Source organism: Microcoleus sp. PH2017_05_CCC_O_A (assembly GCF_020738785.1).
Lineage (GTDB): Bacteria > Cyanobacteriota > Cyanobacteriia > Cyanobacteriales > Microcoleaceae > Microcoleus.
In genome coordinates this window covers 1-25,866 of record NZ_JAEQCB010000048.1, presented here as the reverse complement: position 1 = coordinate 25,866, position 25,866 = coordinate 1, and the positions used below count along the sequence as shown (strand labels likewise).

General features: G+C 46.9%; 25 protein-coding genes. 18 read left to right on the top strand and 7 right to left on the bottom strand.

Annotated features, from left to right (window positions below):
- Nucleotides 1–61 precede the first annotated feature (61 nt).
- The 5 genes from kdpB (at nucleotide 62) to JGK20_RS12975 (ending at nucleotide 6,208) form a co-directional block, all read left to right on the top strand.
- On the top strand, nucleotides 62–2,167 hold the full coding sequence (gene kdpB, locus JGK20_RS12995) for a potassium-transporting ATPase subunit KdpB (protein WP_293230697.1): 2,106 nt from the start codon (nucleotides 62–64) through the stop codon (nucleotides 2,165–2,167).
- Between the two features lie 149 nt (nucleotides 2,168–2,316).
- Nucleotides 2,317–2,586, top strand: a complete 270-nt coding sequence (kdpF, locus tag JGK20_RS12990; RefSeq protein WP_293182768.1) for a K(+)-transporting ATPase subunit F — start codon at nucleotides 2,317–2,319, stop codon at nucleotides 2,584–2,586.
- 162 nt (nucleotides 2,587–2,748) lie between these two features.
- The gene (gene kdpC, locus JGK20_RS12985; protein WP_293230694.1) at nucleotides 2,749–3,375 is read left to right on the top strand and encodes a K(+)-transporting ATPase subunit C; all 627 of its coding nucleotides are present in this window, start codon (nucleotides 2,749–2,751) and stop codon (nucleotides 3,373–3,375) included.
- A gap of 229 nt (nucleotides 3,376–3,604) precedes the next feature.
- On the top strand, nucleotides 3,605–4,747 hold the full coding sequence (locus JGK20_RS12980; RefSeq protein WP_293182816.1) for a universal stress protein: 1,143 nt from the start codon (nucleotides 3,605–3,607) through the stop codon (nucleotides 4,745–4,747).
- A 192-nt stretch (nucleotides 4,748–4,939) separates the two neighbouring features.
- Nucleotides 4,940–6,208, top strand: coding sequence for a sodium:proton antiporter (locus tag JGK20_RS12975; RefSeq protein ID WP_366038864.1), 1,269 nt, complete (start codon nucleotides 4,940–4,942; stop codon nucleotides 6,206–6,208).
- A 126-nt stretch (nucleotides 6,209–6,334) separates the two neighbouring features.
- On the opposite strand, the gene JGK20_RS12970 is transcribed toward JGK20_RS12975, so the two are convergent.
- The 5 genes from JGK20_RS12970 to JGK20_RS12950 all read right to left on the bottom strand — a co-directional run bounded on the left by JGK20_RS12970 (nucleotide 6,335) and on the right by JGK20_RS12950 (nucleotide 10,017).
- Entirely contained in the window at nucleotides 6,335–6,931 is a 597-nt protein-coding gene (locus JGK20_RS12970) for a ferric reductase-like transmembrane domain-containing protein (protein WP_293196252.1), read from the bottom strand.
- Nucleotides 6,932–7,170: 239 nt separating this feature from the next.
- Nucleotides 7,171–8,025 (bottom strand): AraC family transcriptional regulator, encoded by an 855-nt coding sequence (locus JGK20_RS12965; RefSeq protein WP_293182774.1) that lies wholly within the window; start codon nucleotides 8,023–8,025, stop codon nucleotides 7,171–7,173.
- A gap of 221 nt (nucleotides 8,026–8,246) precedes the next feature.
- A complete protein-coding gene (locus tag JGK20_RS12960) occupies nucleotides 8,247–8,891 on the bottom strand; it encodes a class I SAM-dependent methyltransferase (RefSeq protein WP_293196254.1) in 645 nt (214 codons plus the stop codon).
- Between the two features lie 129 nt (nucleotides 8,892–9,020).
- Complete coding sequence (locus tag JGK20_RS12955; protein WP_293182778.1) at nucleotides 9,021–9,533, bottom strand: cupin domain-containing protein; 513 nt, start codon at nucleotides 9,531–9,533, stop codon at nucleotides 9,021–9,023.
- 4 nt (nucleotides 9,534–9,537) lie between these two features.
- Nucleotides 9,538–10,017 (bottom strand): hypothetical protein, encoded by a 480-nt coding sequence (locus tag JGK20_RS12950; RefSeq protein WP_293182780.1) that lies wholly within the window; start codon nucleotides 10,015–10,017, stop codon nucleotides 9,538–9,540.
- Between the two features lie 198 nt (nucleotides 10,018–10,215).
- Between JGK20_RS12950 and JGK20_RS12945 the strand changes: the two genes are divergently transcribed.
- The 3 genes from JGK20_RS12945 (at nucleotide 10,216) to JGK20_RS12935 (ending at nucleotide 14,371) form a co-directional block, all read left to right on the top strand.
- Nucleotides 10,216–11,670: a folate/biopterin family MFS transporter gene (locus JGK20_RS12945; RefSeq protein ID WP_293182782.1), complete on the top strand. Its 1,455-nt coding sequence runs from the start codon at nucleotides 10,216–10,218 to the stop codon at nucleotides 11,668–11,670.
- Nucleotides 11,671–11,832: 162 nt separating this feature from the next.
- On the top strand, nucleotides 11,833–13,344 hold the full coding sequence (locus tag JGK20_RS12940) for a carotenoid oxygenase family protein (protein WP_293191901.1): 1,512 nt from the start codon (nucleotides 11,833–11,835) through the stop codon (nucleotides 13,342–13,344).
- A gap of 124 nt (nucleotides 13,345–13,468) precedes the next feature.
- Complete coding sequence (locus JGK20_RS12935; protein ID WP_293230692.1) at nucleotides 13,469–14,371, top strand: DUF4436 family protein; 903 nt, start codon at nucleotides 13,469–13,471, stop codon at nucleotides 14,369–14,371.
- A 292-nt stretch (nucleotides 14,372–14,663) separates the two neighbouring features.
- On the opposite strand, the gene JGK20_RS12930 is transcribed toward JGK20_RS12935, so the two are convergent.
- On the bottom strand, nucleotides 14,664–15,518 hold the full coding sequence (locus JGK20_RS12930) for an SGNH/GDSL hydrolase family protein (protein WP_293191907.1): 855 nt from the start codon (nucleotides 15,516–15,518) through the stop codon (nucleotides 14,664–14,666).
- 261 nt (nucleotides 15,519–15,779) lie between these two features.
- Here JGK20_RS12930 and JGK20_RS34510 point away from each other — a divergent pair, with 261 nt between their 5' ends.
- From JGK20_RS34510 to JGK20_RS12900, 7 genes are all read left to right on the top strand, one after another.
- Nucleotides 15,780–15,908: a nucleotidyltransferase domain-containing protein gene (locus JGK20_RS34510; RefSeq protein WP_363319198.1), complete on the top strand. Its 129-nt coding sequence runs from the start codon at nucleotides 15,780–15,782 to the stop codon at nucleotides 15,906–15,908.
- 57 nt (nucleotides 15,909–15,965) lie between these two features.
- Nucleotides 15,966–16,178 carry a hypothetical protein gene (locus tag JGK20_RS12925; RefSeq protein ID WP_293182792.1) on the top strand — a complete coding sequence of 71 codons (213 nt, stop codon included), beginning with the start codon at nucleotides 15,966–15,968 and terminating at the stop codon, nucleotides 16,176–16,178.
- Nucleotides 16,175–16,456 carry a type II toxin-antitoxin system mRNA interferase toxin, RelE/StbE family gene (locus JGK20_RS12920; RefSeq protein WP_293182794.1) on the top strand — a complete coding sequence of 94 codons (282 nt, stop codon included), beginning with the start codon at nucleotides 16,175–16,177 and terminating at the stop codon, nucleotides 16,454–16,456. The genes JGK20_RS12925 and JGK20_RS12920 overlap by 4 nt, the downstream gene beginning before the upstream one ends.
- Nucleotides 16,457–16,585: 129 nt before the next feature.
- Entirely contained in the window at nucleotides 16,586–17,095 is a 510-nt protein-coding gene (locus tag JGK20_RS12915) for an RDD family protein (RefSeq protein WP_293196260.1), read from the top strand.
- A 38-nt stretch (nucleotides 17,096–17,133) separates the two neighbouring features.
- Nucleotides 17,134–17,322, top strand: a complete 189-nt coding sequence (gene rpmG, locus JGK20_RS12910; RefSeq protein WP_293182798.1) for a 50S ribosomal protein L33 — start codon at nucleotides 17,134–17,136, stop codon at nucleotides 17,320–17,322.
- A gap of 211 nt (nucleotides 17,323–17,533) precedes the next feature.
- A complete protein-coding gene (gene rpsR / locus JGK20_RS12905; protein ID WP_006631377.1) occupies nucleotides 17,534–17,749 on the top strand; it encodes a 30S ribosomal protein S18 in 216 nt (71 codons plus the stop codon).
- A gap of 302 nt (nucleotides 17,750–18,051) precedes the next feature.
- Entirely contained in the window at nucleotides 18,052–20,061 is a 2,010-nt protein-coding gene (locus tag JGK20_RS12900) for a ribonuclease R family protein (RefSeq protein ID WP_293230690.1), read from the top strand.
- A gap of 157 nt (nucleotides 20,062–20,218) precedes the next feature.
- Here the strand turns inward: JGK20_RS12900 and JGK20_RS12895 are convergent, their stop codons facing one another.
- Nucleotides 20,219–20,341 (bottom strand): hypothetical protein, encoded by a 123-nt coding sequence (locus JGK20_RS12895; protein ID WP_293191917.1) that lies wholly within the window; start codon nucleotides 20,339–20,341, stop codon nucleotides 20,219–20,221.
- A 236-nt stretch (nucleotides 20,342–20,577) separates the two neighbouring features.
- On the opposite strand from JGK20_RS12895, the gene JGK20_RS12890 reads away from it, so the two are divergent.
- The 3 genes from JGK20_RS12890 to JGK20_RS12880 all read left to right on the top strand — a co-directional run bounded on the left by JGK20_RS12890 (nucleotide 20,578) and on the right by JGK20_RS12880 (nucleotide 25,057).
- Nucleotides 20,578–22,023: a 1-acyl-sn-glycerol-3-phosphate acyltransferase gene (locus tag JGK20_RS12890; protein ID WP_293230688.1), complete on the top strand. Its 1,446-nt coding sequence runs from the start codon at nucleotides 20,578–20,580 to the stop codon at nucleotides 22,021–22,023.
- A 454-nt stretch (nucleotides 22,024–22,477) separates the two neighbouring features.
- Nucleotides 22,478–23,371 (top strand): histidine kinase dimerization/phospho-acceptor domain-containing protein, encoded by an 894-nt coding sequence (locus tag JGK20_RS12885; RefSeq protein WP_293207332.1) that lies wholly within the window; start codon nucleotides 22,478–22,480, stop codon nucleotides 23,369–23,371.
- Between the two features lie 246 nt (nucleotides 23,372–23,617).
- Nucleotides 23,618–25,057, top strand: a complete 1,440-nt coding sequence (locus JGK20_RS12880; RefSeq protein ID WP_293230728.1) for an IctB family putative bicarbonate transporter — start codon at nucleotides 23,618–23,620, stop codon at nucleotides 25,055–25,057.
- Nucleotides 25,058–25,866 lie beyond the last annotated feature (809 nt).

The window sequence follows — 25,866 nt, the reverse complement described above, 5'->3', positions numbered from 1 at the left end:
CCTCACTATTCTCTTTCTCTGCGTTCTCTGCGTCCTCTGCGGTTCATTAAAATTCCAAATTATGGCTACTTCCAATACCCCTGATTCCCCAAAAAATCCCCGTTCCAGAGGCTCTCGCGAGTCTCGCAAACATACGCCAAAAGCAAATACTAAAGGCCTTTATCAAAGAGCTTTCAAAGAAGCTTTTATCAAACTAGATCCTCGGGTGATGCTGAAAAACCCGGTGATGTTTGTGGTATGGGTAGGCACAATTGTGACTGCATTATTAACGATCGACCCCACGCTGTTCGGCCCGGTTCCCGGCAAAAATCAGGTAGTTTTCAACGGTTTAGTCACGTTTATTTTGTTCTTCACCTTAGTATTTGCTAATTTTGCAGAAGCGGTAGCAGAAGGCCGTGGCAAAGCCCAAGCAGATGCCCTGCGATCGACAAAAGCAGATACCACAGCCCGCAAACTCTTACCAGACGGTTCAATTCAAGAAGTTAGTTCGACATCTCTCAGACGCGGCGACCAAATTAAAGTGATCGCAGGCGATGTCATTCCTTCCGACGGCGAAGTGATCGCAGGTGTCGCATCCGTAGACGAATCTGCGATCACCGGGGAATCCGCGCCAGTGCTTAAGGAACCGGGTTCGGACATCGCCAGTTCCGTCACCGGCGGTACGCGCATCCTTTCTGACGAACTGACGCTGCGGGTGATGGCCGACCCCGGTAAGGGGTTTTTGGACAGGATGATCGCGCTGGTGGAGGGCGCTGAACGCTCGAAAACGCCGAACGAGATCGCGCTGACAGTGCTGCTGGCTGTGCTGACTTTGGTGTTTTTGATTGTGGTATCGACGATTCCGCCCGTGGGCAATTATGTCAAAACTCCTGTGGGTGTGGTGACGCTGATTTCGCTGTTGGTGGCGCTGATTCCGACAACGATCGGCGGTTTGTTAAGTGCGATCGGCATTGCGGGGATGGATCGCGTCGCTCAATTTAACGTGATAGCGACCTCTGGACGCGCCGTGGAGGCTTGCGGCGACGTGAACACGCTGATTTTGGACAAAACCGGGACAATCACCCTGGGCAACCGTTTAGCCGAGGAATTCATTCCGGTAAACGGTCATTCGCTGCAAGAAGTGGCGCAGGTAGCGCTGACTGCGAGCGTTTTTGACGATACTCCCGAGGGAAAGTCGATCGTCCGTTTGGCTCAGAATTTGGGCGCACAGGTGGATTTCGATCGCACCAACTCCCAAGGATCTGAAGGCATTGATTTTTCCGCAAAAACGCGGATGTCTGGTACGGACTTACCCGACGGTACGGAAGTTCGCAAGGGTGCGGTGGATGCGGTTAAAGGTTTTGTGCGATCGCGCGGCGGCAATTTCGGCCCGGATCTCGATGAAGCTTACGAGCGAGTTTCGCGATTGGGAGGCACACCCTTAGGCGTTTGTCAAGGTAGCGACACCTACGGAATTATCTATTTGAAAGATGTGATTAAACCCGGAATTCGCGATCGGTTTGACCAACTGCGAAAAATGGGAATTCGCACCATCATGCTCACCGGAGATAACCGAATTACAGCATCAGTAATTGCCGACGAAGCCGGAGTAGACGACTTCATCGCCGAAGCAACTCCCGAAGACAAAATCGAAGTAATTCGCAAGCAACAAGCCGAAGGTAAATTAGTAGCAATGACGGGAGACGGAACCAACGACGCACCCGCCCTAGCCCAAGCAAACGTAGGTTTGGCGATGAATTCCGGAACCCAAGCGGCGAAGGAAGCTGCAAACATGGTGGACTTAGATTCTGACCCCACAAAACTGATTGACTTAGTGACAATTGGCAAACAATTGCTAATTACTCGCGGCGCGCTGACTACGTTTTCGCTAGCCAACGACATCGCCAAATACTTCGCAATTATTCCCGCAATGTTTGCTCCCGTCGGCGCTTTAAACATCATGGGTTTAGCCAGCGGTCAATCGGCGGTTTTGTCAGCATTAGTTTACAATGCTTTGATTATTCCCGCTTTGATTCCCCTGGCACTAACTGGTGTCAAATTTAGACCACTAAGTGCCAATCAACTGTTGCAGCGGAACATTTTAATCTACGGATTGGGCGGAGCAGTTGCGCCGTTTATCGCCATCAAAATTATTGATGTTTTCATTGCTGCGATCGGGTTAGCATAAAAAACTTCGACTACCGATTCGCAGGGCGGATGTAACGGATGACTCTTCCCGGCTCTGCCTGGGAACGCAGATTCAGAGGCTATGCCTCGATTTTCCCACAAAAAATCTAAGAGAAAGACAGATATTTAGTTCCCAACAAAGGAGAATTCATGAAACGGAATGATTTGCTGAATGATGTTTTACCCAGAGACTTTCAAGAAACAATTGAGTTAGCGAAAATGCTGCGATCGCGCCACCCAATCCCGGTGCAGCTATTTCTGGTAATGTGCTTTAACTTGATAATTGCACCCGCGGTTTATGCGGCTGCGGATGAAGGTTTGACCAAAAAAGCGGCGTGGGGTTTAAGTCTTTTGGGTTTAGTAATTATTGGGCTAGCAGTTTATTTGTTTGTCGTGATTTTTCAGCCAGAAAGATTTTAGGCATTTCCATTGTCAACCTTAGAAACCGGGTTTTTTACCGAATCTGGCGGCTAAACCAAATATTTTCGCAAAAACCCGGTTTCGGGCATCCAGTTTTTCATGACATCCGTTACACAATCCGTTACACAATCCGTTGCCGAACTTCCTTCATTGAGGTCATGTATGAGAGAATTAATCAGAGCTATTCGCGTTACTTTAGTTTTGTGGGGAATCACAGCGATTATTTATCCCTTAATCCTGCTCGCAATCGGTCAACTTGCTTTCAATTCCCAAGCAAACGGCAGTTTAATTACCAACCAAGGAGTTGTAGTCGGCTCATCGTTAATCGGTCAGTCTTTCGGCTCGGATAAATATTTTTGGGGTCGCCCCAGTACCACAAATTACAGCAGCTTTGCGGCAATAGATTACGACCCCACAAAGGCAGAAAACTTAAGTCAGAGAACGGGCGTTTCGGGAGCGAGCAATCTTGCTCCTAGCAACTCGGATCTGGTGAAGCGAGGTAATGAAAAAGATGGTTTTCAGGGGGTAGAAGTTGAGTTGGCTCGCCTCAATTTAGTTGGTATCAAACCGACTGCGGATTTAGTTTACACTTCCGGTTCTAGCCTCGACCCGCACATTAGCGTAGAATCAGCTCGATCGCAAATTGAACGGGTAGCAAAAGTGCGATCGGTCAATCTCAATCAAGTAGAAATTTTGGTAGCCAAGAATACAGAAGACAGATTTCTGGGAATTTTTGGCGAACCGGGAGTTAACGTCCTCAAACTAAATTTGGCTCTCGACGGTTTATAATACTCTGTGGTCAGTAGTCAGCAGTCAGTAGTGAATAGTCATTAGTCATTAGTCATTAGTCAGGTAGGGGCGGTGCCCCATGCCCGCCCTCTTAGTAGTCATTGGTAATCGGTAATTGACTGTCAACCGTCAACCGTCAACTGTCAACTGTCAACTATCAACTGTCAACTATCAACTGCCAACTGCCAACTGCCAACTGTCAACTGTCAACTGTCAACTGCCAACTGCGATGATTCACTCTAGCGAACTCAGTAACAATTCCGACGCAATTTACGCCCAACCAAATCGCGGTTACGATCGCCCTCACCGCCGGGGAAAGCACAAAATCTTTATCGGAATGGCCCCCGGTGTCGGCAAAACTTTCCGAATGCTGGAAGAAGGGCACAGACTCAAATCTGAAGGCATTGATGTCGCCGTTGGACTGTTAGAAACTCACGGGCGGAAAGAGACAGCAGCTAAAGGCGAAGGACTAGAAATAGTCCCGCGAAAAGAAATGCTGCACGGCGAAAAAGCACTTACCGAAATGGATACTGAAGCCCTAATAGTACGCCGCCCTCAACTAGCATTAGTAGACGAACTGGCTCATACAAACGTTCCCGGTTCTCTGCGAGAAAAGCGATATCAAGATGTCGAAGAAATTCTGAAAGCAGGGATAGATGTTTTCTCTACCCTCAACATTCAACACATAGAAAGTCTCAACGATTTAGTAGCGAGAATTACGGGAGTTGTAGTGCGAGAGCGAGTACCCGATCGCATTCTCGAAGAAGCTGACGAAATAGTCGTTATTGATGTCACGCCCGAAACCTTAGAAGAACGGTTGCGAGAAGGCAAAATCTACGCTCCTGAAAAAATAGAACAATCTTTAAAAAACTTTTTCCAGCGCCGTCATTTAATCGCATTGCGAGAACTGGCGCTGCGGGAGGTAGCAGATAGTGTTGAAGACGATGCAGCAACTTTAAAAGGTCAATCTTGCAACATTCACGAACGAGTTTTAGTATGCGTATCGACTTTTCCTAATTCCTTGCAACTGCTGCGGCGGGGTGCAAGGCTGGCGAACTACATGAATGCCCCATTTTATGCTTTGTTTGTGGATGCTCCCGATCGCTTCTTAACAAAATCCGAAAGCTTGCACGTTGAAACTTGCCAGAAGCTTTGCCAAGAATTTAACGGCCAATTTCTGCGGGTGGAAAGTCCGAATATCGCACAAGCAATTTCTGAGGTAGCTAAACAGTATCGGATTACTCAAATTGTGATCGGCGAAAGCCAGCAATCACGCTGGAAATTGCTGTTTCGGGGTTCTTTGACTCAACAGTTAGTGCGATCGCTCAAACACGTAGATTTGCACATCATCTCTACGGAAAAAAGTCGGTAGTTATTGGGCATGGGGCATGGGGCATAGGGCATAGGGCATAGGGCATTAGTTATTTGTCTTAGGTTTGGTGTTTGTTGTTGTTTCTAATAACTAATAACTCATAACTAATAACTCATAAATATAACTTTCGGAGGATAGCAGGCTCTAGCTGGTGGCGGATGTGCCAGAAGCTTTTATCTGTCAAGATTGCACTTGTTAAAGCTGATTAAAAGTGCGATCGCTATGGTAGATCATTACATTCTAAATTTGCTAGTGATTGGCATCCTCCTGCTCACCGTCACCTTGGGCTCCGGATGGATTTCGCGATTGCCGGTATCTTATGCCTTAATTTATCTAATTGTCGGTATCGGATTGGGGCCCTACGGCGTCAAGCTGGTTGAATTGCGCCCCGAAGCTCAATTTTTAGAAAGACTCACAGAATTTGTAGTTCTTGTTTCTCTGTTCAGTTGCGGCTTAAAAATGAATCGCCCGCTACAACTTTGGGCCTGGAATTCCACCGCGCGGCTGCTCGGTTTTTTAATGCCGATTTCGATTTTTGCTGTTGCTGCGATCGCTCATTGGTTTGTGAAATTAGATTGGGGCCCTGCCATTTTACTAGGAGCAATTCTGGCACCCACAGATCCAGTTTTAGCCTCAGAAGTTCAGATAGCTGATATAGAAGATCGCGATGAATTGCGCTTTGGCTTAACATCGGAAGGTGGATTAAACGATGCTTTAGCTTTTCCCTTTGTTTATTTTGGCATTTATGCGCTAAAAGATAACAATTGGCCGAACTGGTTTTCGCAGTGGGTAGCTATTGACTTGCTTTGGGCGGGTTCCGCAGGTATCGTCATGGGCATTTTAGTAGCCAAAGCCGTCACTTGGATCGATCGCCGATTGCAACGCTACAGGCCCGCCGACGAACTAATGGAAGATTTCATCGCTCTCAGCACAATTCTGCTCACATATTCCCTCACCGAAGTAGTCAACGGCTACGGATTCCTCGCAGTTTTTGTAGCAGGAATTGTAGTGCAGCGCAGTTACCGCGACCCCGAAAAACCGCTTTCCCAACTGCACTTTACTGAGCGCATAGAAAAGTTAATGGAAGTAGGAACAATTTTAATATTGGGTTCCATGTTGCGCCTAGAAGCTCTCGTTGCACATGGAAGCTACGCCCTTTTAATAGCTGGATTGTTAATCTTTTTGATTCGGCCTGTGGGAGCTTGGATTAGTACGATTGGCAGTCGCTTGCATCCCGCCAGTCGCTGGCTCTGCGGTTGGTTCGGCATTCGCGGCGTCGGTTCAATCTATTATCTTACCTATGCTTTCGGTCACGGTTTGAAAGGCGAAACTGCCGAGAAAATTGCCTGGATTACTTTTACTACGATCGTAATTTCTGTGATTGTGCACGGCATTAGCGCCACCCCGTTAATGAACTGGTACGAGCGGCGAATTAAACCTAAAGTACCGGATTTAATTTAATTCACAGGACTAACACACCAAGCAGATGAAACTGGTTCGTAGTGAGGACTTCAGTCCTCAGAAATCAGGACTAAAGTCCTCACTACGAACCAGTTTTATTAAAGGATACAGGAGATGATCGAAGTCCTAACCAACTAATTTTCTCTGTATTCTCGGAGCAACTAAGCGGAGCATCATTGCTGCAACTAGCAACACTGTCAAAGGTAAATATACGATCGCCGATTTAACAATCTTGATACCGAATTCAAAGGTAAAAGCCAGCCAGAAATAGTGCATTCCAGCATTGTGTAGAATCTTCCAGGCCCGTTGACCGATCCATGCTGCCGATCGCTCAAAAGATGTTACAGTCATTGCAAACAGGAACACGTAGCCCAAGATCCCCAGAGGGTCAAACCCGGGCGACGCGCCAGAAGTGGCCCACCACAAGCCAGTCCAGGCGATCGCGTGATACGTATGCGACACAGCCATCGATAGCCCCAAATAGCGGCGATTTTTTAACAGCCACTGTGTAAATATATTGGGCCACAGCCTGCGAAGTGACGAAGCCACAAAAGCACATAGAAATAAGATACACGAAGTACGAGCAGTTGCTCGAATCGCCAACCGCATCGCTGTCTCATCAACACCGTAAATCAGCCAAATCACAGCAAGCATAATCCCAATTGTCAGCGCCGACAAACCAACAATGCTCCATCCTTCCACAGCAAATTTACTACCTTTCATCCGTGATGAATCCTTACAATAAATTCTCATATCCTGTCCGATCGAACACCATGAAAAAATTGGTTCGTAGTGAGGACTTTAGTCCGCATCAAAGAGAGGGCTAAAGTCCTCACTACGAACCAAACCTTATGATTGCCAGTAATTAACAGGACACGAACTCAGTACATACTAAATTTAGCGATCGCCCGTGGCCGCTGTCTTGCCAAATCTTCCCAAAAATGTCCTAATCTTCCCAACCTTCAAAGCGCATCTCTATAAGCCTTTGGAGTAGTTTTAACCTGTTGGCGAAACACTCTGGTAAAATGACTTTGACTTTGAAATCCGACTTGGTGGCAGATTTCTACAAGTGTCAACTCCCGCAGCCGAAGCAACTGCTTTGCTCTCTCAATGCGGCATTTCATCACATACTGATGGGGTGTAAATCCTGTAGATTGCTTGAACAAACTTGCAAAATAATGCGGACTAATCTGCACAGCACTGCTCAGATTTTCCAAACTCAAATTACCATCCAAATTTTGCTCAATATAATTGAATACTTGCCTTAGTTGATACTTGCACAACCCGCCCGTATAGTTTTTAATTTCAGGAGTAAAAGAACAATAACGCCTCAGCAAATGCACAGCAAGCGCTGTTGCCATTGACTCTGCATACAGGCGACTGTCTGCGCCTCCGGCTGCTAATTCTTGCTTCAAAGCCAGCGCCATATGCTGAATTAACGGATCGCGTAGATGCAACTGCGGCACCAACTCAATTTTATCTGCATCCACAGAGTCAAAAGCAGCGCGCGCCAGCATTTCAGGGGCGAGAAACAGCTCAATTAATGGAACTTCGCGATCGACAAATGTTCTCGGAATAGTTTGAGTAGCAGGAATAATCGCAATATCGCCGCTGGCGTAATCTACCTCTTGCAAACTTCCATTCAACATAAAACTCGCCCGAAAATCATTTTCAGCGATGAGAATAAAGTGGTGTTCTAAATCAGTTTCCGGCATTTCGTCAGCAGGTTCTAGCTCATAAATCAGATTCAAACCATTCCATCCCAATTCAAAGCTAGAAAGGAGGTGCAAATGCGGTGCAGGTTCATTATCAGACACAGCGAGTCTCGACTTCGAGCGACAAAAACGGTTTGTAGTGAGGACTTTAGTCCGCAGATTTAGAGGACTAAAGTCCGAACAGTCGGGTGCATCTGGTTTTTGAAGAGGGCGAAGCATGACCGCATATAAGTTATTAGTTATAATCTCATATTGATTGCGGTCATGCTTCGCCCCTACACGCATATTTGCTTGCAGATGCACGCCTTACTATCGAACTAATATTATTGCGATGCGATTGGTTTCACCCCAATTAATAAAGCGAGTTCCCGCCACTTCCAATAACAGTCTACATCGTCAAAACCAATTTCTCTAAACCAGCGCAGTTGTGTTTCCACATCCAGCAATTTATTAGAAGGATCTTCACCCTCTTTGCTGATACCGAGTGCCTCTCGAAACTTCTCATGCAAAGCCTCTGTTGGGGACGCTACGTGCTCCAAATTGCAAAAAATGCCTCCGGGTTCCAAAAGCTCGAAAATCTCGGCGTAAAGCGAACGTTTGCGATCGTCCTCTACGTGATGGATGGCAAAACTAGAAACGATCGCATCAAACTTGCCCAAATCCGGCAGAGGTGCGTCAAAATTGTGCTCGATTACCGTGACAGTATTGTCATCAGCAAAGCGAATGCGGGCTTTTTCCAGCATAGTTGGCGAAAAGTCGATCGCCACAGATGCAACATTCGGGCGATCGCACTTCAGCAAACCCAACAACCGCCCATCACCCGTACCCACATCCAGAATCCGTTTGACATCTTTCGGCACTTCCTCCAACAAAACCGCCTCACCCTCAGTGCGGTGAGGAATACCATCAGCCTTAGCAAGATACCACAAAGCGTGTTCCGCAGAACTCCAAAGATTAACTTGACTCATAAACAGTTGACAGTTGACAGTTGACAGTTGACAGTTGACAGATGAGTGCGAGGTTTTTAAGACGGGGATTTAAACCTCTCCATAAAAACAATCCGCCCGCACCTGAAGGGGGCTAATAACCCTTGATATTTAGTAAATCTCGCCGTTTTTATGCGTAAAAATCCAACCATTATCGCCCGCTTTCGCGATTAAGTCATCATCGGGATAACTTGCTGAATCATCAGGAGTGCGATCGCCAATTTCTAGATAAACCACATCAGCATTCGAGCGATTCACCAAATGATGCCCGTCAGCATCTCCAGCCGGAAAACCCGCCGCCATACCCGATTTTAGCAATTGCTCACCCAAATTTGTAATCAGAGTAACTTCCCCTTCCAGAACATAGACTAACTCATCTTGACGAGAGTGCCAATGTCGAAGAGCAGAGCAACTTCCCGGCGCCAACCTCACCAAATTTACCCCAAAATTCTGCAAACCCGCAGCATCACCCAAGCGTTTTTTAACTCTTCCCGCAACAGCATATTTAAATTGCTGAGGATAATTTGAGCCTGTACTTTCTGGGACATTATTAGGATGAATAATCATACAAAACTCCTTCTCTTCTTTCTCTTCCTTCGCGTTTTTCGCGCCTTCGCGGTTCATTTCTCTATTCCAAAGGTTTCAAAGTAGTAGGATTTTCACGAATCGGTTTAACAAAACGGCTGTTCGCCCGCACAAAACAATTACCCTTATCAGTGGAAATCGGCAACCAAGGCTTACCCTGAGAGTCAGCAATCATAATTTGATTAGCATTATTTCCAGTCACCGCTTGCAAGCGCTGTCCCCGCCGAAAAGTGGTCACCACAGGCCACTGCGAAACATTATGTTTATTTTTTTCAAATAACTCATCTGGTGCATCAAGAGCATCTACAGAAACAGATCTAAATCGCTGAGCCATCCGGCAATTTAACCCTTGAGAATCCGAGTCAACAACCACCCAATTCACCTGCCTGTTGCCCCGCTGTCTCGCCAGCAGCCCCGTATAATCTCCTTGCTGATTAGCAACAGGTAAAGCCAAGGCTAAATGAGCCCCCGCTCCTAAAATCCAAGTTACTGCCAGAGAGAAAATTCTGATTTCTGCTTTCATTGATACAAAAAATCCTTAAATTCAGATTAATTACAATCGTAGCAAGCTCTCCTGGCGATCGTCCAAGTGCTAATTGCTGAAACCCTTGCTTCCCTTGGACTTCTGTCAACCGTCAACTGACAACCGTCACAACCGTCAACTGTCAATTCATTAAGAATGTGTTATAAATATTGAGATTCATTAAGAAATATTGCTCAAATGCTCCTTTCCCCCTCTGGCGCCAGCAAACTCAAAGAATCCTTAAAAGAAAAAGTATTCTTCGGGAATGAGCCAACCCCGGAACTCATAGCCATCTTACTGATTTATTTCGTCCAAGGCATCCTCGGACTAGCCCGCTTAGCCGTCAGCTTCTTCCTCAAAGACGAACTCGGCATGACTCCCGCCGAAGTCTCAGCCATGCTGGGCGTCGTCGCCATACCTTGGATTATCAAACCCTTGTTCGGCTTCATGTCCGACGGGTTGCCCATATTCGGCTACCGCAGACGGCCTTATATCGTCCTCTCGGGGCTGTTGGGAACGGCAGCATGGGTGGGGATGGCCACAGTCGTACACACGCCCTTAGCGGCCACAGGGGCGATCGCCCTAAGTTCCGTTTCACTAGCCGTCAGCGACGTAATCGCCGACTCCCTAGTAGTAGAAAGAGCGAGAAAGGAAACAGTTAGCGACGCCGGTTCCCTGCAATCCTTGTCTTGGGGCGCATCAGCCATTGGCGGACTAATTACCGCTTACCTCAGCGGTTCCCTGCTGCAACACTTCAGCACCCACACCATCTTTTTAATCACTGCATCTTTCCCGCTAATCGTATCAACAACAGCCTGGTTAATTACCGAAGAAAAAGTCAACAAAAGAACCGACTTTGAAACAGTAAAAGACCAACTCAAACAACTGCGGCAAGCTGTTGCCGAAAAAACAATTTGGTTGCCCACCGCCTTTCTATTTCTGTGGCAATCCACACCAAGCTCGGACTCCGCCTTCTTCTTTTTTAGCACCAACGAATTAGGCTTTCAGCCAGAATTTCTCGGACGAGTGCGCCTCGTCACCAGCATAGCCGCCCTCGTTGGCATTTGGCTGTTTCAGCGCTACCTCAAAGCAATTCCATTTCGAGTCATTTTCGGCTGGTCAACAGTCATTGCAAGTGCCTTGGGCATGACTACATTATTATTAGTAACTCATGCCAACCGAGCATTAGGAATTGACGACCAATGGTTCAGCATCGGAGACAGCCTGATCCTGACAGTAATCGGACAAATTGCCTATATGCCCGTGCTGGTACTATCAGCGCGGTTGTGTCCTCCAGGCGTCGAAGCAACCTTATTTGCAGTGCTGATGTCTGTCACCAATTTAGCAGGAATTATTTCCTACGAAGGCGGTGCAATTTTGACACACTGGCTCGGAATTACCGATCGCAATTTCGACAACCTCTGGCTGCTAGTAGTCATCGCCAACCTCTCCACACTGCTACCCCTCCCCTTCTTAAACTGGCTCCCGGCAGAAAGTACAGAAAGCGGCGATCCAAACTACCAACAATCTCTCCCAGTATTAGAACCCGAACTGGGCTGTGCAAAACCGGGCGGACAGCATTTCATGCCCGAATACTTTCCCGACTTAGTACCGACATCAATTCCCGAAACCCGCACCGTAGAAAGCAAATGAAGGAAGAAAGAAGAAGGAAGAAGGAAGAAGGAAGAAGGAAGAAAATAGACTGCGAATATCTTGATAGTTTTCTTTCTGCTATTTTTCTCTCCTTTATTTCTTTCTTTCTCTCTGCGCTCTCTGCGCCCTCTGCGGTTAAATCAATAAAAGCTTATTCTACCAATGCAAAACTTACAAACTTCCCCAGCCAAAACAGTAGCCCCAAACTTATCATACGATCGCAAAGACTGGCAGCGTGGCTACGAATCCCAACCCAACGAAGCCGACTACTGGATTGACAACATCGAAGGCGAGATCCCAGAAGGCTTACAAGGCACATTCTTTCGTAACGGGCCCGGATTATTGGATGTCAACGGATCGCGCATCCACCACCCCTTTGACGGCGACGGCATGATTTGTGCGATCGCAATTTCCCAAAAACGCGCCCACTTCCGCAACCGATTCGTACACACAGAAGGCTACCTCGCCGAACAAAAAGCCGGAAAAATCCTGCACCGAGGCGTATTCGGCACACAGAAACCCGGAGGCTGGCTGGCCAACATCTTTGATGTCAAAATCAAAAACATCGCCAACACCAACATCATTTATTGGGGCGACAAACTGCTAGCACTCTGGGAAGCAGCACAGCCCTACAGACTCGACCCCCGCAGCCTAGAAACCCTCGGATTAGACACCCTAGACGGCATCTTACAACCCGGTGAAGCCTTCGCCGCCCACCCCAGAATTGAAAAAGGGAAAAATGGCAAAGGAGACAGATTAATCAACTTTTCCGTCAAGCCCGGTTTGTCAAGTACAATCACGATTTACGAACTCGACGAAACTGGCAAACTATTGCAGAAACACGCCCATGCAATCCCGGGTTTTGCCTTCCTACACGACATGGTAATTACCGAGAATTACTGCATATTCTTCCAAAATCCTGTCAGCTTCAATCCCCTACTTTTCCTATTAGGATTTCGGAGTGCAGCGCAGTGCATTAAATTTTCGCCAAACAAGCCCACCCAAGCAATTTTAATTCCGCGCAACGGCACTGACGAGGTAAAAATATTAGAAACCGAACCTTGTTTTGTGTTCCACCACTGCAACGCCTGGGAAGAAAACGGCGAAGTTTTTGTAGATTCAGTTTGCTACGAATCATTTCCCACTGTCGAACATGACGGCGATTTTCTGGAGATTGATTTTGACACCATTCCAGCGGGCGAGTTGTGGCGGTTCAAGTTAAATCTGCAAGACAAAACCGTGCAGCATCAAGTTGTGGAAACTCGTTGCTGCGAGTTTCCGACTTTGCATCCGAATAATGTCGGACAACCTTACCGATATCTTTATATCGGCGCCGCTGACTCTGCCACTGGGAATGCTCCTTTGCAAGCTATTCTTAAAATAGATTTCCACACGGGTGAAAGGCAAGTTTGGAGTGTCGCGCCGCGCGGCTTTGCTGGTGAACCAGTTTTTGTTCCCCGTGATTCAGCCGTCTCGCCTGAGGCTGCAAGGGCTGAGGATGACGGTTGGCTGCTGGTTTTGATGTATGATGCGGCTAATCATCGATCGACCTTAGCGATTCTAGATGCCCGCGACATCACCAAAGGCCCCCTAGCGCGCCTGCATTTAAAACAGCACATTCCCTACGGTTTGCACGGCAGCTTTACACCAAACGTACTGCTTCCCGAGAACTAAGATAAAATAGGTTTGTAGTGAGGACTTTAGTCCGCATCCGTCAGAGGACTAAAGTCCTCACTACGAACCTTTTGTATTGCGGGGAATACTAACAACAAGTCAATACATAAAATATCCCTAATTAATGCAAACTGTCAACAAATCAAATATCAAAAAAATACTTATTTTAATTTGCAGCGTAGCCGTAAGTTTAGCAATTATCTTATCTATTTACTCTCACAATGCTAATGCCCAAGAGCCTTACAGCCCATCTCCAGATCCCGCTGTAGCCCCGAAAGGCTTGGTTGAGGTCAAAATGACCGTAATTGGCGTAGACCCGATTAAAAACGAATTAGAAACCCGCTTGCAGTTCGAGCTCAAAGGTATTTATAAAAAAGGGCCGACTTACCCCGCTCAAGACTTGTTAATGACAGTTAACGGCGCCAATGTCGAGGATTCGGAAATTAGCTTTAAAGAAGGCAAACCGATGATTGTCCCGGCATTAAAGTTTAACTTAGTCAAGGGAAAAATCAACAATTATCCGTTTGACACGCACATTGCTAAAGTAGCTATTTCAATTGACCCGCTGGCTTCAATTGGCAAACAGTTTGCTCCCTTCCAACTAAATCCTGTGCCGCTGGAATTTAAATTTAATGCCGATGTTCCCGGCTTCGATATCAGTTATAAGCCGATGGAAGAGAATTCATCTATATTTATTTATATCGATGTTTCAGCCACGCGATCGATTCCGGTAAAATTCTTTTCCTTGGTGATTATTGTGATCATGTGGGTGCTGTCAATCATGGCGCTGTTGCTAGCATTAAAGGTGATGAAATCTGGCAAGTTGCCGGAAGTCGGAATGTTGAGTTGGACAGGTGTGATGCTGTTTGCTTTTCCCGGCATTCGCAACTCTCAACCGGGAGTTCCGCCAGTGGGAACTGCTAGCGATTTCCTGTCATTTTTTTGGACGGAAATGATTGTTGTGGTAGCGTTGGTGATCATCGGTAGCTGTTGGTTGAAGCGCTATCATCCGCCGCTTGATGATTAATACCATTTATGAAAAATATGGCTGCGAAAAAAAATGACTTGTTTCCATGCACCCTAAGTATCAGGTGCGTCGCTGTGAGATTGTCGATTGGATTTAGGGATTTTTTATGGCGACGCACCCTACAAATACTAATGACTACGGCTTGTTTCCTCAACCCTCTTTGTCAGGTGCGTCGCTGTGAGATTGTCTGTCAAATTTAGAGATTGTTAAGGGCGACACACCCTACAGCTACTTCTTTCCTTCTTCCTTCTTCCTTCCTTCTTCCTTCTTTCTTCTTCCTTCTTCCTTCTGCTCAATTTTTCACCTGCAAATTTTCAATATCCTTAGCGGGTACTCCCAAACCGCGCAATATAGTAAAAGCAATGATTCGATATCCCGACGGATTCGGGTGAACTCCATCGGCTGCTAACAAATTTAGAGTTTTTCCGGCGTGTTTTTGATAGGTGCCGATCACTTCCCGAAAAGGCGCATTCAAATCGATAAACAAGCACTGATTTTGCTTGGCAATTTCTCGCATCGCCACAACATATTCTTGCAACCTGCGATTTTCTGGGCCGTCTAGAATCTCGCGGATGGGAGTAGGAGAAAGCAGCACGACTCGAATTCCTGCGGCTTTTGCTGCCAGTACCATTTGAGTTATTTTGTCTATATATTCTGCCAGCGGTAATCCCGCAGCTAGGTTGCCTTGCGGATGAAATTGCAGGTTTTTGAAGTCGAAAAAAGCGTGCCAAACGTCGTTAACTCCGGCGTTGATCGTGACTAAATCTGGCTTTTTGTCGATCGCATCTTTCTGAAAACGCGCCTGCATATCACTCGCCTTGTTACCGGAGATTCCCGCGTTGACGATCTCGATTTTGCGATCGGGATACAGGGCATTTAGATAGCGTTGGAGCAGCCAAACGTAACCTCCTGGGTATTTCGCCGCTTCGGTGATGCTGTCCCCCACAGTCACAATTATGCGCTTCCCGGCGAGCACGTTTTGGATTTCGGGCGGCGGCGATGCTTCGGATACAGGTTCTTTAAACACGGGAATTAAGGAGTGAGGAATGTTGAACGCGATAACAGCAGCAATTACGGCGAGGACAAGTCTGATTAACACTTGCTTCAGCGGGGATTTGGGACGGGGCGATCGCACATTTGGAGACATGACACAGTTTTTGAGGAAAAGTTTAAGTTTTGAGCTTGGGATTTCCGGGCAAGATTTTCAGTGATTAAGAATATCCTAACAGTCTTGGCAGTTGCTATATAATTATATTAAGGGCTTTTTTGACACTCCTGATGTGAACGCGGGGGGCTTCCACGAATGGATCTGTAAGCCTGTAAAGTTTCAAATTAAATTGATGCTTGAGGAAATCCTATGCTGAAGTTACAATAGTTATTAAAGTCCAAGGGCGAGGATATCCTGGCGGTGGCGCTGCGACATCGGGCGTTTAATGTATGGGTGTTTGGTTCGGTGGCGCGGGGTGTTGTCGATGAGAGTAGTGATATTGACCTTTTGGTGGATTATAACGGAATAAGGATTAAGCCGTTTGATTAAGGATTGGGTTTTGGTGGAGGCGAAATATTTCGTTGATTTTAGTTTAAAGGAGGCTGTATGATGACTGTACAAGAAATTATTGCTCAGGTCGAAAGTTTATCAATAGAAGATCAGGATCAGTTGTTTGAGCTAATCCGCAAGCGACGGATTGAAAATCGGAGGGATGAAATTTTGGCTAATGCTCAGGAAGTTTTTAGGGCTGTAGAGACTGGAACAGCCATGAGAGGAACTTTTGAAGAGTTGAAGTCATATTTATTGGAGGAGGAATGATTTTAACAACAGATCCGAGTTTCAAAAGAAGTTTTAAGCGATTAATCAAAAAAAATAAGCAATTACAAGACCAGATATTAGAGGTTTTAGAATTGTTGGGCGATGATCCTTTTAATCCGGCTTTAAAATCTCATAAGTTAACGGGGAAATTGGACGGTTTATGGTCTTGTTCAGTGGCCTATGATTGTCGAATCATTTTTGCTTTCAAAAAAGATGCTACAACAGGTGATGATTTAATTGTCTTGGTTGATATTGGAAGCCATGATGAGGTTTATTAATATGTAGCTGCGCCTTGACCTTATGCCCTACGGCTTCAAGCCCCTTGATTTCGATTACGATAGAAATAGGACTTACCCATTTCAAAGTAATTCTTTTTTTGGCCTATGAGTTCCGACCTAGTTCCCCTCTTGCCCAAAGTATCACTCGATCGCCGCGCCGGTGCCTTCTGCATCGATGCGATCGCCGTTTGGATACCCAGTTTGCTTCTCGGTACAAATCCGATCGCCCAAACCTTTCTTTTTGTCCTGCTGTGGATGATAATGCGCGTAGCCATCGTCAGGAAAAACCAAGGTCAAAGTCTCGGGCGCTGGGCCCTGGACATGAAAATTTTCGATCCTAGATTCCAACGGACTCCCGGAGTGCAAGAATTGTGCAAGCGCGAGGCATTGCTGGGCTTTTGCGCCGCCCTAGCCTTCGCAGGTGTAGGTGGGCTCACCTCCACTAACGCGGGCGTCTTGCTGCTGATGTTACCACTGGCGATCGACTGTAGCGTTGCTTTCACCGACGCAGAAAGGTTTCCCCAAGCTTTTCACGATCGACTCGGTAGGACGATCGTCATCGGAACCAAGCGCGGCTACTCCCTCGACATCAAAGTTAGAAGATTGCTTGACCAAGTGCAGACAAATGTGAGACGATAATAAATTGTGTTTAAATTAGTCGAAATTTATTTAGAATTATGGCTAAAGGCGTCCGCATCATAATTACCCTAGAGTGTACTGAGTGCCGAACAAACGCGAGCAAACGCTCCAAAGGCGTGTCTCGGTACACCACGACCAAGAACCGTCGCAACACGACGGCACGGCTAGAACTCAAAAAGTTCTGCCCCCACTGCAACAAGCACACTACTCACAAAGAGATCAAGTAGGGAATGGGGCATGGGGCATGGGGAATGGGGCATGGGGCATGGGGAATGAGTAGTATTTAAGGATTAATGGCTAATAGTTTCTACTATCGCAGTCATTTAAGAATCTTTTAAGAATTACTGATTACCGATTGCCAATTACCAATGACCAATGACCGATTACCAATGACCAATGACCAATGACCAATGACAGATTACCAATTACCAAAGAACCATGACTTACTTTCGCCGGCGCGTTTCGCCAATCAAACCAGGAGACCCGATCGACTATAAAGATGTCGATTTGCTCAAAAAATACGTCACAGAACGCGGTAAAATTTTGCCCCGCCGGATTACCGGTTTGACGGCAAAACAACAGCGCGACCTGACCCGCAGCATCAAAAGAGCAAGAATTGTAGCTTTGATGCCCTTCGTAAACCAAGAAGGCTAATTGGATTTTGGATTTTAGATTTTAGATTTTGGACAAAAATAGGACTTACGCGAAAACAACGTCTTTTTGTCGCAAGCGATGGTAGCTAATAGCTGGCAATATTTGGTATTGAGTCGCTGGTGCGTAAGTCTTAATCAAAATCTCAAAAGTTAAAAATTAAAGCACAAAAAGCAGAACTTTTTAGATGTTAGTTTTGACAATTGATTTAAAAAATGTAAACATCCAAAATCTAAAATCGGAAGCAAAGAAACTCGATAAGTGGCAACTGTAAAAATCCAAAATCTCAAATATAAAGCGGGCAAGTGGAGAAGGGAACGTTAGTAGAATTTAGAGTGCACGGCGACCGCCGCCTGGCCGTTGCCGATCGCCCTGACGGCAAGAAAAACTGGGTAGTGGTAGACGAAAACGGTCAACCGCACAGCATTCCGCCAAAACAAATCAGCTATGAAGCAGTCGGAGAAACTTACAAACCCTCCGACATTTCCAAATTTCTTAAAGAAGTAGAAGCTTACTCAGATCCGTCGAGTCTAGAAGTAGCTTGGGAACTTCTAGTGGGCGACGGAGAAAATACAGATCCAGAAGCCCTGGCTATGCTGCTATTTTCCGATCGCACTCCGGCGCAATGTTATGCAGCTTATTGTTTGCTGTCCACAGATAAACTGTATTTTAAACAAAAGGGCGATCGCTACGAACCGCGACCAGTTGCCCAAGTAGCCGAAATCAAACACCAGCAAGAAGTAGAACAGCACCGACACCAAGAATCCCAAGGATTTTGGGATCGAGTTAAACGGCGGCTGGCTGGGGAAAATAATGTAGATTGGGCAACTAGCGATCGAACTCGCCTCGATGCCCTAGAACGCTTTGCTACCCTCGGAGAAGAAGCAACTCACCGCACGCCGGCCTTAGAAACTTTAGCCAGCTTACAACGTCCCGAAAACCCCGAAGCAGCATTTCAACTCCTAGTCGATCTCGGCCTGTGGAGTCCCCACGAAAACCTGTTTTTGCGGCGAAGCCAAATTCCGCTACAACTATCGGCAAAGGTATTAGAAGTAGCGCAAAGCTGCCTAGAAGAACCCTCAACCGACTCAGACACAGATCGTCTCGATTTAACTCACCTCAAGGTTTACACGATCGACGACGAAAGCACTACGGAAATCGACGACGGACTCAGCCTAGAATTCCTCGAAAACGGCCAGCAGCGTCTGTGGATACACATAGCAGATCCCACACGCTTGCTTTCCCCCGGAGACGAACTCGACCTCGAAGCCAGAAAGCGCACCACTACAGTGTATCTGCCCACGGGCATGATCCCGATGTTTCCCCCAGCTTTGGCAACTGGGCCGATGAGTTTAATTCAAGGTAAAGAGTGCAGCGCCCTCAGCTTTAGTGTCACCTTAGATGAAATCGGCGCGGCCCAAGATTACAGCATCCATATCAGCAAGATCAAACCCACCTATCGCTTAACCTACGATGACGTAGACGAAATGCTGGAGTTGGGAATTGAAGCAGAACCGGAAATAAGCGCGATCGCCTCGGCGGCAAAACTGCGTCAAAAATGGCGCGAAGCCCAAGGCGCCATCAGCATTTTCATGCCCGAATCCGTCATCAAAGTCCACGGCGACGAAATCAAAATCCACGTCATCGACGACTCCACAGCCAGATTGCTAGTAGCAGAAATGATGATTTTAGCTGGCGAAGTCGCCGCCCGCTACGGTCAAACTCACAGCCTGCCCATACCCTACCGCTATCAGCCGCAGCCGGAACTCCCCCCAGAGGAAGAACTGCTGGCCGTGCCCGCTGGCCCAGCCCGCGCTTGCGCTGTACGTCGCTGTATGCCCCGCAGCGAAATGGGTCTGACCCCCGGACGCCACGCAGGTTTAGGTTTGGAATCCTACACTCAAGTTACTTCCCCCATCCGCCGCTATACCGACTTGCTGACTCACTTCCAAATTAAAGCCCACCTGCGGGACGAACCACTGCCTTTTTCGGCCCAAGAAATACAGGATATTGTGATGTGTCTCGGTACCGCAGTTAGAGAAGCCTCTACTGTGGAACGCCAAACAAACCGTTATTGGGGATTGGAATATTTGCGGCGCAATCCTGATGAGGTTTGGGAAGCTTTGATGCTGCGCTGGTTGAGGGAAGATAGCAATCTGGCTTTGATTTTGTTGGAAGAGTTGGGTTTGGAGTTGGCGATGCGATTTGGTCGATCGGTCGAAATTGGCGATCGGCTAGAAGTCAAAGTCACTCACTGCGATCCGCGATCGGACGTGATTAACTTCCAAGAAATGATTTTTGAAGCCGCACAATAGGATTTTAGATTTTAGATTTTAGATTTTAGATTTTGGATTGCCAAAATCTTACTGACAGGAATTGTGCGTTTGCGGCTATAAACCAATAAGCTTAAGTTAGCAATCTCATTGAAGTGGGTTTTGTTTCTCTAGGGGCGGTTGCAAGCGCCGTCTTATATCATGTCGAGTCGATTACCATCACAAAAACCGTTTGTTTGTAGTGCGGACTAAAGTCCGCTTTCAGGCTGCGGACTAAAGTCCGCACGCGCGATCGAATCTGATTGCGGTAAATCGATCGCACATGATTAACTAAGGAACTAAAATTTAATAACTTACACTCTTAAAAGTGGGATGGGCCAGAAGATCCCGTTCTTTCTGGACGGGCGGGACGCCCATCCTGTTGTGCATTTAAACTGTATGTCAAGAAATAATTCAAGTCTTGTGGGATGGGCTTCTAGCCCGTCCCGAATATGCAATTGAAATGCACGACAGCTTATTTAATTCTCATTCCTAAAATCAAAAATTTAAAATCGCCAAATGCCCAATTCTATAAACCAAGTTCAGCCACCGCTGGAATTCATACCCCCAGCCTACAACCCCCTCATCGTCAATGGTTGTCAGCAAATACTCCCCTGGTGGCTGCGATTTAAGACAAATATCAGCCACATTCAAGCCGAAAACGTCGAAACCCTCGCCGAACTCTTCCACCAATTTCAAAATCAAAAAGTTCGCTTCTTACTCGCCTTCCGCCATCCCAACTCCGACGATCCCTACTGTTTGGGACAACTAATTTGGAAACTCGTTCCCCAGGCGGCGCGCGCCAAAGGCATTCCCCTGCAATTCCCGGTACATTCCCACTTTATCTACGATCGCGGAATTCCTCTGTGGGCCGGTTCTAGCGTCGGCTGGCTATATTCTCGCCTCGGCGGTACTCCGATTGTGCGCGGCAAGATCGATCGCGCTGGATTGCGATCGGCCCGCGATTTATTCGCCAACAGCCAATTTCCCATCGCCGCCGCCCCAGAAGGCGCCACCAACGGTCACAATGAAATAGTCAGCCCCCTGGAACCGGGAATCGCTCAAATGGGCTTCTGGTGCGTTGAAGACTTGCTAAAAGCCGGACGTACTGATGAAAAAGTGTTGATTGTGCCGATCGGCATTCAATACCGCTATGTCAATCCACCTTGGGAACCCTTAGAAAAACTTTTAACTCAATTAGAAATAGATTGCGGACTTCCAGCCTTAGAACCCACCGAGATTGCTAAATTAGAGGCAGAAAATCTCGCTCCCGCAGACCAGCATCACAAATTCCAATATCTGCGCCTGATTCGAGTTGGCAACCATTTACTAACAGTAATGGAACAGTTTTACGCCCGTTTTTATCATCGAAATTTACAGTTAAAAACATCTTCTTTGACATTAATACCGCTGCCCGAAACAACGACAAACGATTCGGAAAATGAAGCGATGATTCCTCGACTGACAGCACTGTTAGACGTAGGCTTGCAAGTAGCAGAAGAATATTTTAACTTGAAGCCCAAAGGCAGTTTGATAGACCGCTGCCGCCGTCTGGAACAAGCAGGCTGGGACTATATTTATCGAGAAGATATCAAAGATATTGCAGGACTTTGTGCCTTAGAAAGAGGATTAGCCGATCGCCTCGCTGAAGAAGCAAGTCTGCGGATGTGGCACATGAGACTTGTCGAAAGTTTCGTCTCAGTCACGGGCAGATACGTCCAAGAAAAGCTCACAGCAGAACGTTTGGCAGAAACAACTTTACTGCTGTGGGACGTACTGACTCGCATCAAAGGCGGAAATCCTTTCGGCCGACCTTCTTTGGGCAAACAGCAGGTGCAAATGACCGTGGGCGAACCGATATCAGTGGGCGATCGCTGGGAGGGATATCAAAGCAGCCGCAGGGTAGCAGTTGCCGAACTCACTCAAGACTTGCAATCCGCTTTAGAAGAAATGATTAAATCTTAATTAGTCCGAATCTGCAATTAGGAATAGGGAAGTAGGAAGAGAGACGCAGGAAGAGAGAAGCAAAAATAAGGATGATATAGCAACCGCCACATAGGTTAGGACATAAATCATGTCATGAATAGATCCTATAACCCTTTAGCATAAACGGTTTGATTCTCGTACTATGTAACTGTCAACTGTCAACTGTCAACTGTCAACTGTCAACTGCTATATATTGCCTTTGGGTTGCCACTCTATTTTTAATTCGTGCAGCAAACAACTTGTTATAAACTTGGGGAAGATGTATAATAAGTAACTAAGTATCAGTGCCGGTTAATCACTGATAATAAAGTTGTTTTCGTTCGGCGTTTTAAGATTTTGAGGGCTGCCGTCCTCAGTACAAACTTAATTAGAATTATTTAACCGGACTCGATCTAACAATAAGCGCTCGATAATGAACCAACAAAAATAACCGATGAATAACAAACCTATCGATTTATCTACTAACTCAATTAAAGTAAAACTGCTGAATCATTTAGCGCAAGAATTGCTCACCCCGCTCACTTCTGTCCTCGGCATGGCAAGCGTATTGAACCAAGAAATTTACGGCCCCTTAACGAGCAAGCAAAAAGAATATATCGACGTGATCCAAGACAGCAGCCGATCTTTGCGATCGCTAGTTGAAGAAATTTTGGAACTGGCAGATCTAGACGATACCGCTTTCACATTGAAGCGAACCGCAGTTGATATAGAAACTTTGTCTCAGCAAGTTGTGACAACCCTGTCGCCAGCAGCCTCTAGACGAGAGCAAGAAATTAACTTGTCAATGGGGCCCGGGCCGCGCATCTGGCTGGCCGATAAGGATAAAGTTCAGCAAATGCTGCACCACTTAATTTTTAGCATTATTCAATCGGCTGGGGCAGGCAGCGTGATTCGAGTCCACGTTTCTCGGAAACAAGACGGTATCAATATCGGAGTTTGGGTTTTTCATCCTTGGTTGGGTGAAAGTTTGCCCCATGCTAAACTCTACTCCGACTACTTGTTGAAGGTCGGAGCCGATCGCGGTGCGCGATCGAACTCCGAAACCGACTCCCTGGAATTTGAACCGCCACTTCCGTCACAGACACAGGCTTCGCAGCGATTAACGCTGGCGTTTTCTGAGTTGGCGGCTTTGGTGGCCGAGAATGCTGCGGATACGGCACCTGTGTTAGCTGGTTACGGCGCTAGGGAACGCTTGGGGCTGCTGCTTTGCTGCCAGTTGGTGGAAATTCAAGGCGGCAAACTCTCGATTCAAGGCACTCCAGAATCTGGATATCGCTACGTGCTCTGGCTCCCCTGTACCAATGCTACCGAGTTGTTGGAAAGATGAAGTCAGTTGGCAGTTGACAGTTGACAGTTGACAGTTGACAGTTGGCAGTTGGCAGTTGGCAGTTGGCAGTTGGCAGTTGACAGTTGGCAGTTGACAGTTGGCAGTTGGCAGTTGTTAGAAATAACAAATACCTTTTTCCCTGTTTGCCCAATGCCCAATTCCCGATGCCCAATTCCCTGTTTGGCCAATTCCCTGTTTGCCCGATGCCCAATTCCCGATGCCCAATTACCAAGTACAAATCTAAAAATGAATTCAGTTTGGCAACAGTTAACTCTGGCAAATTTGCCGCTCTCTCAGTGGCAAAGTGGCAGTTATTTATTGAATTTGGCGATCGGCAATGCGCGCAGTTGGCGGCAGAGTAGCTGGCTGATGCAGTGGGCCGAGCCCCTGGGTTTTGTTTTGCTCGCCTTGACGTTCGGTATGGGCCCATTTGTAAACAACGCCCTGGTGGGTGTGTTGATGGCTGCTGCCGCTGCGTTTTGGGTGCTGCTGACTGTTTCGGACGATCGCGCGATCGCCCTCACACCCATTCACTTGCTGGTACTTTTGTACTGGGGCATTGCTACCGTCGCCACAGCAATGTCGCCGGTGAAAGCCGCCGCTTTTACAGGCTGGACGAAGCTAACGCTGTATTTGCTATTTTTTGCACTGATGGCGCGGATATTGCGAGATTCCCGTTTGCGATCGTGGTTAATAGCCGTATATCTTAATGTTGCTTTAATTGTCAGTTTCTACGGCGTGCGGCAGTGGATTGATAAAGTGCCACCATTAGCTACTTGGAACGATCCGACTTCTACTCAAGCCGATGTCACCCGAGTTTACAGTTTTTTGGGCAATCCCAACTTGCTCGGTTCCTATTTGCTACCAGCCATTGCCTTGAGCGCCGCCGCACTTTTTGTGTGGCAAGGATGGGGAACCAAACTTTTAGCGTTGACGATGCTGGTGGTGAATTGCGCGTGTTTGCGCTACACCGACAGTCGCGGTGCTTGGATCGGTTTTGTGGCACTGCTAGTAGTGTTTTTAGTCCTGCTTTGGTACTGGTACAGCCCTTTGATGCCTAGGTTCTGGCGCACTTGGGCGCTACCGTTAGGGTTAGGAGGTTTGGCTGGAGCGTTAATTTTGGGAGTAGCTTTGGTGCCAGCGTTGCGCGATCGAGTTTCGAGTATGTTTGTCGGGCGCGGCGACAGCAGCAACAATTTTCGGATTAATGTTTGGATGGCGGTGATTGACATGATTCGCGATCGGCCAATCCTCGGCATTGGGCCCGGAAATACTGCTTTTAATAAAGTTTATCCGCTTTATATGAAGCCAAAATTCACTGCTTTGAGCGCTTATTCTGTGCTGCTAGAAATTGCCGTCGAAACTGGTTTTATCGGTTTAATGTGTTTCCTGTGGCTGATGACTGTTACCGTCAATCAAGGTTTGTTGCAGATCAAAAAATTGCGCGACGCACAATTTAACAGCTCTCATTTAGAGGAAGAATCCCCAAATCTCAAATCAAATCAGGGGTTTTGGTTGATTGGGGCGATCGCCACTTTAACTGGTATGATGGCTCACGGTTTTGTCGATACAGTTTGGTATCGGCCGGAAGTTAATATGCTGTGGTGGTTGATGGTGGCGATTATTGCTAGTTTTTATAGCAATTCTCAGCAGCAGCAAGATTCAGGTTTGACACAGGGCGAGTAGAATAGCGATCGGAAAAATCAGGTACCCCTGGGTAATCACCGAAAAGCTTGCGGTTCAAAAATCGAACTTATAAAAGTAATGGCGGGGTTTTATCCCCGCCCGGTAAGGATTCCAGTTCCCAAAAAGCAGACAGCTTTCCTAAAGCTGCAAGCGATGATTTGACACTCTCCGACCTGAAGGTGCGGAGATTCTTAAGAAGCTTTGACACTCTTAAATACGCTGTCAAGACACATCTAGACGTTCAAAACAACTACCTTTTGGTGTTGCAATTACGCTTACTTTTTTGATTTATGCTTTCGTTCGCACTTCTCAACACTAAGCCAGTTCGGTACGCTCCCCATCCTGCGCTGCTTGGCTGTGCCATAGTCTTTCTCAAACAAAGATGTTGAGGGTGTCTTACTGCCCGGAATTTCACCGTTCTAGGAATGGTTCTACGCGTAGTTGATACGCCTACTTGTTCCACATTGTTAAAAACTATAACACAGATTACTGGCAACCTAAAGGTTGCAACTGCGTTTCATCCCCGGCTTGAAAGACCGGGGTTCTCACGCGACGCGCTATAGCCTTTCTCAAATAAGTGAGGTATGCCCTATGCCCTATGCCCTATGCCCTATGCCCTATGCCCTATGCCCTATGCCCTATGCCCTATGAGCACCGCACTGTTACTGAGAAAGGCTATAGTCATCAGTCATTTCCAATTCTTTAATCTCAAATCTCAAATCTCAAATCTCAAATCTCAAATGGTATAAGGTGCACAGCGTGCACCTACATAACTACTACTACATACTACATACCTGTTAGTTGTAAAG

Coding starts and splice junctions, on each gene's coding strand:
- kdpB (WP_293230697.1), top strand. CDS start 62: ATGGCTACTTCCAATACCCCTGATTCCCCAAAAAATCCCCGTTCCAGA.
- rpsR (WP_006631377.1), top strand. CDS start 17,534: ATGACTTACTTTCGCCGGCGCGTTTCGCCAATCAAACCAGGAGACCCG.
- JGK20_RS12925 (WP_293182792.1), top strand. CDS start 15,966: ATGATGACTGTACAAGAAATTATTGCTCAGGTCGAAAGTTTATCAATA.
- JGK20_RS12940 (WP_293191901.1), top strand. CDS start 11,833: ATGCAAAACTTACAAACTTCCCCAGCCAAAACAGTAGCCCCAAACTTA.
- kdpC (WP_293230694.1), top strand. CDS start 2,749: ATGAGAGAATTAATCAGAGCTATTCGCGTTACTTTAGTTTTGTGGGGA.
- JGK20_RS12890 (WP_293230688.1), top strand. CDS start 20,578: ATGCCCAATTCTATAAACCAAGTTCAGCCACCGCTGGAATTCATACCC.
- JGK20_RS12880 (WP_293230728.1), top strand. CDS start 23,618: ATGAATTCAGTTTGGCAACAGTTAACTCTGGCAAATTTGCCGCTCTCT.
- JGK20_RS12930 (WP_293191907.1), bottom strand. CDS start 15,518: ATGTCTCCAAATGTGCGATCGCCCCGTCCCAAATCCCCGCTGAAGCAA.
- JGK20_RS12970 (WP_293196252.1), bottom strand. CDS start 6,931: ATGAAAGGTAGTAAATTTGCTGTGGAAGGATGGAGCATTGTTGGTTTG.
- JGK20_RS12885 (WP_293207332.1), top strand. CDS start 22,478: ATGAATAACAAACCTATCGATTTATCTACTAACTCAATTAAAGTAAAA.
- kdpF (WP_293182768.1), top strand. CDS start 2,317: ATGAAACGGAATGATTTGCTGAATGATGTTTTACCCAGAGACTTTCAA.
- JGK20_RS12945 (WP_293182782.1), top strand. CDS start 10,216: ATGCTCCTTTCCCCCTCTGGCGCCAGCAAACTCAAAGAATCCTTAAAA.
- JGK20_RS12950 (WP_293182780.1), bottom strand. CDS start 10,017: ATGAAAGCAGAAATCAGAATTTTCTCTCTGGCAGTAACTTGGATTTTA.
- rpmG (WP_293182798.1), top strand. CDS start 17,134: ATGGCTAAAGGCGTCCGCATCATAATTACCCTAGAGTGTACTGAGTGC.
- JGK20_RS12960 (WP_293196254.1), bottom strand. CDS start 8,891: ATGAGTCAAGTTAATCTTTGGAGTTCTGCGGAACACGCTTTGTGGTAT.
- JGK20_RS12935 (WP_293230692.1), top strand. CDS start 13,469: ATGCAAACTGTCAACAAATCAAATATCAAAAAAATACTTATTTTAATT.
- JGK20_RS12920 (WP_293182794.1), top strand. CDS start 16,175: ATGATTTTAACAACAGATCCGAGTTTCAAAAGAAGTTTTAAGCGATTA.
- JGK20_RS12955 (WP_293182778.1), bottom strand. CDS start 9,533: ATGAACCGCGAAGGCGCGAAAAACGCGAAGGAAGAGAAAGAAGAGAAG.
- JGK20_RS12980 (WP_293182816.1), top strand. CDS start 3,605: ATGATTCACTCTAGCGAACTCAGTAACAATTCCGACGCAATTTACGCC.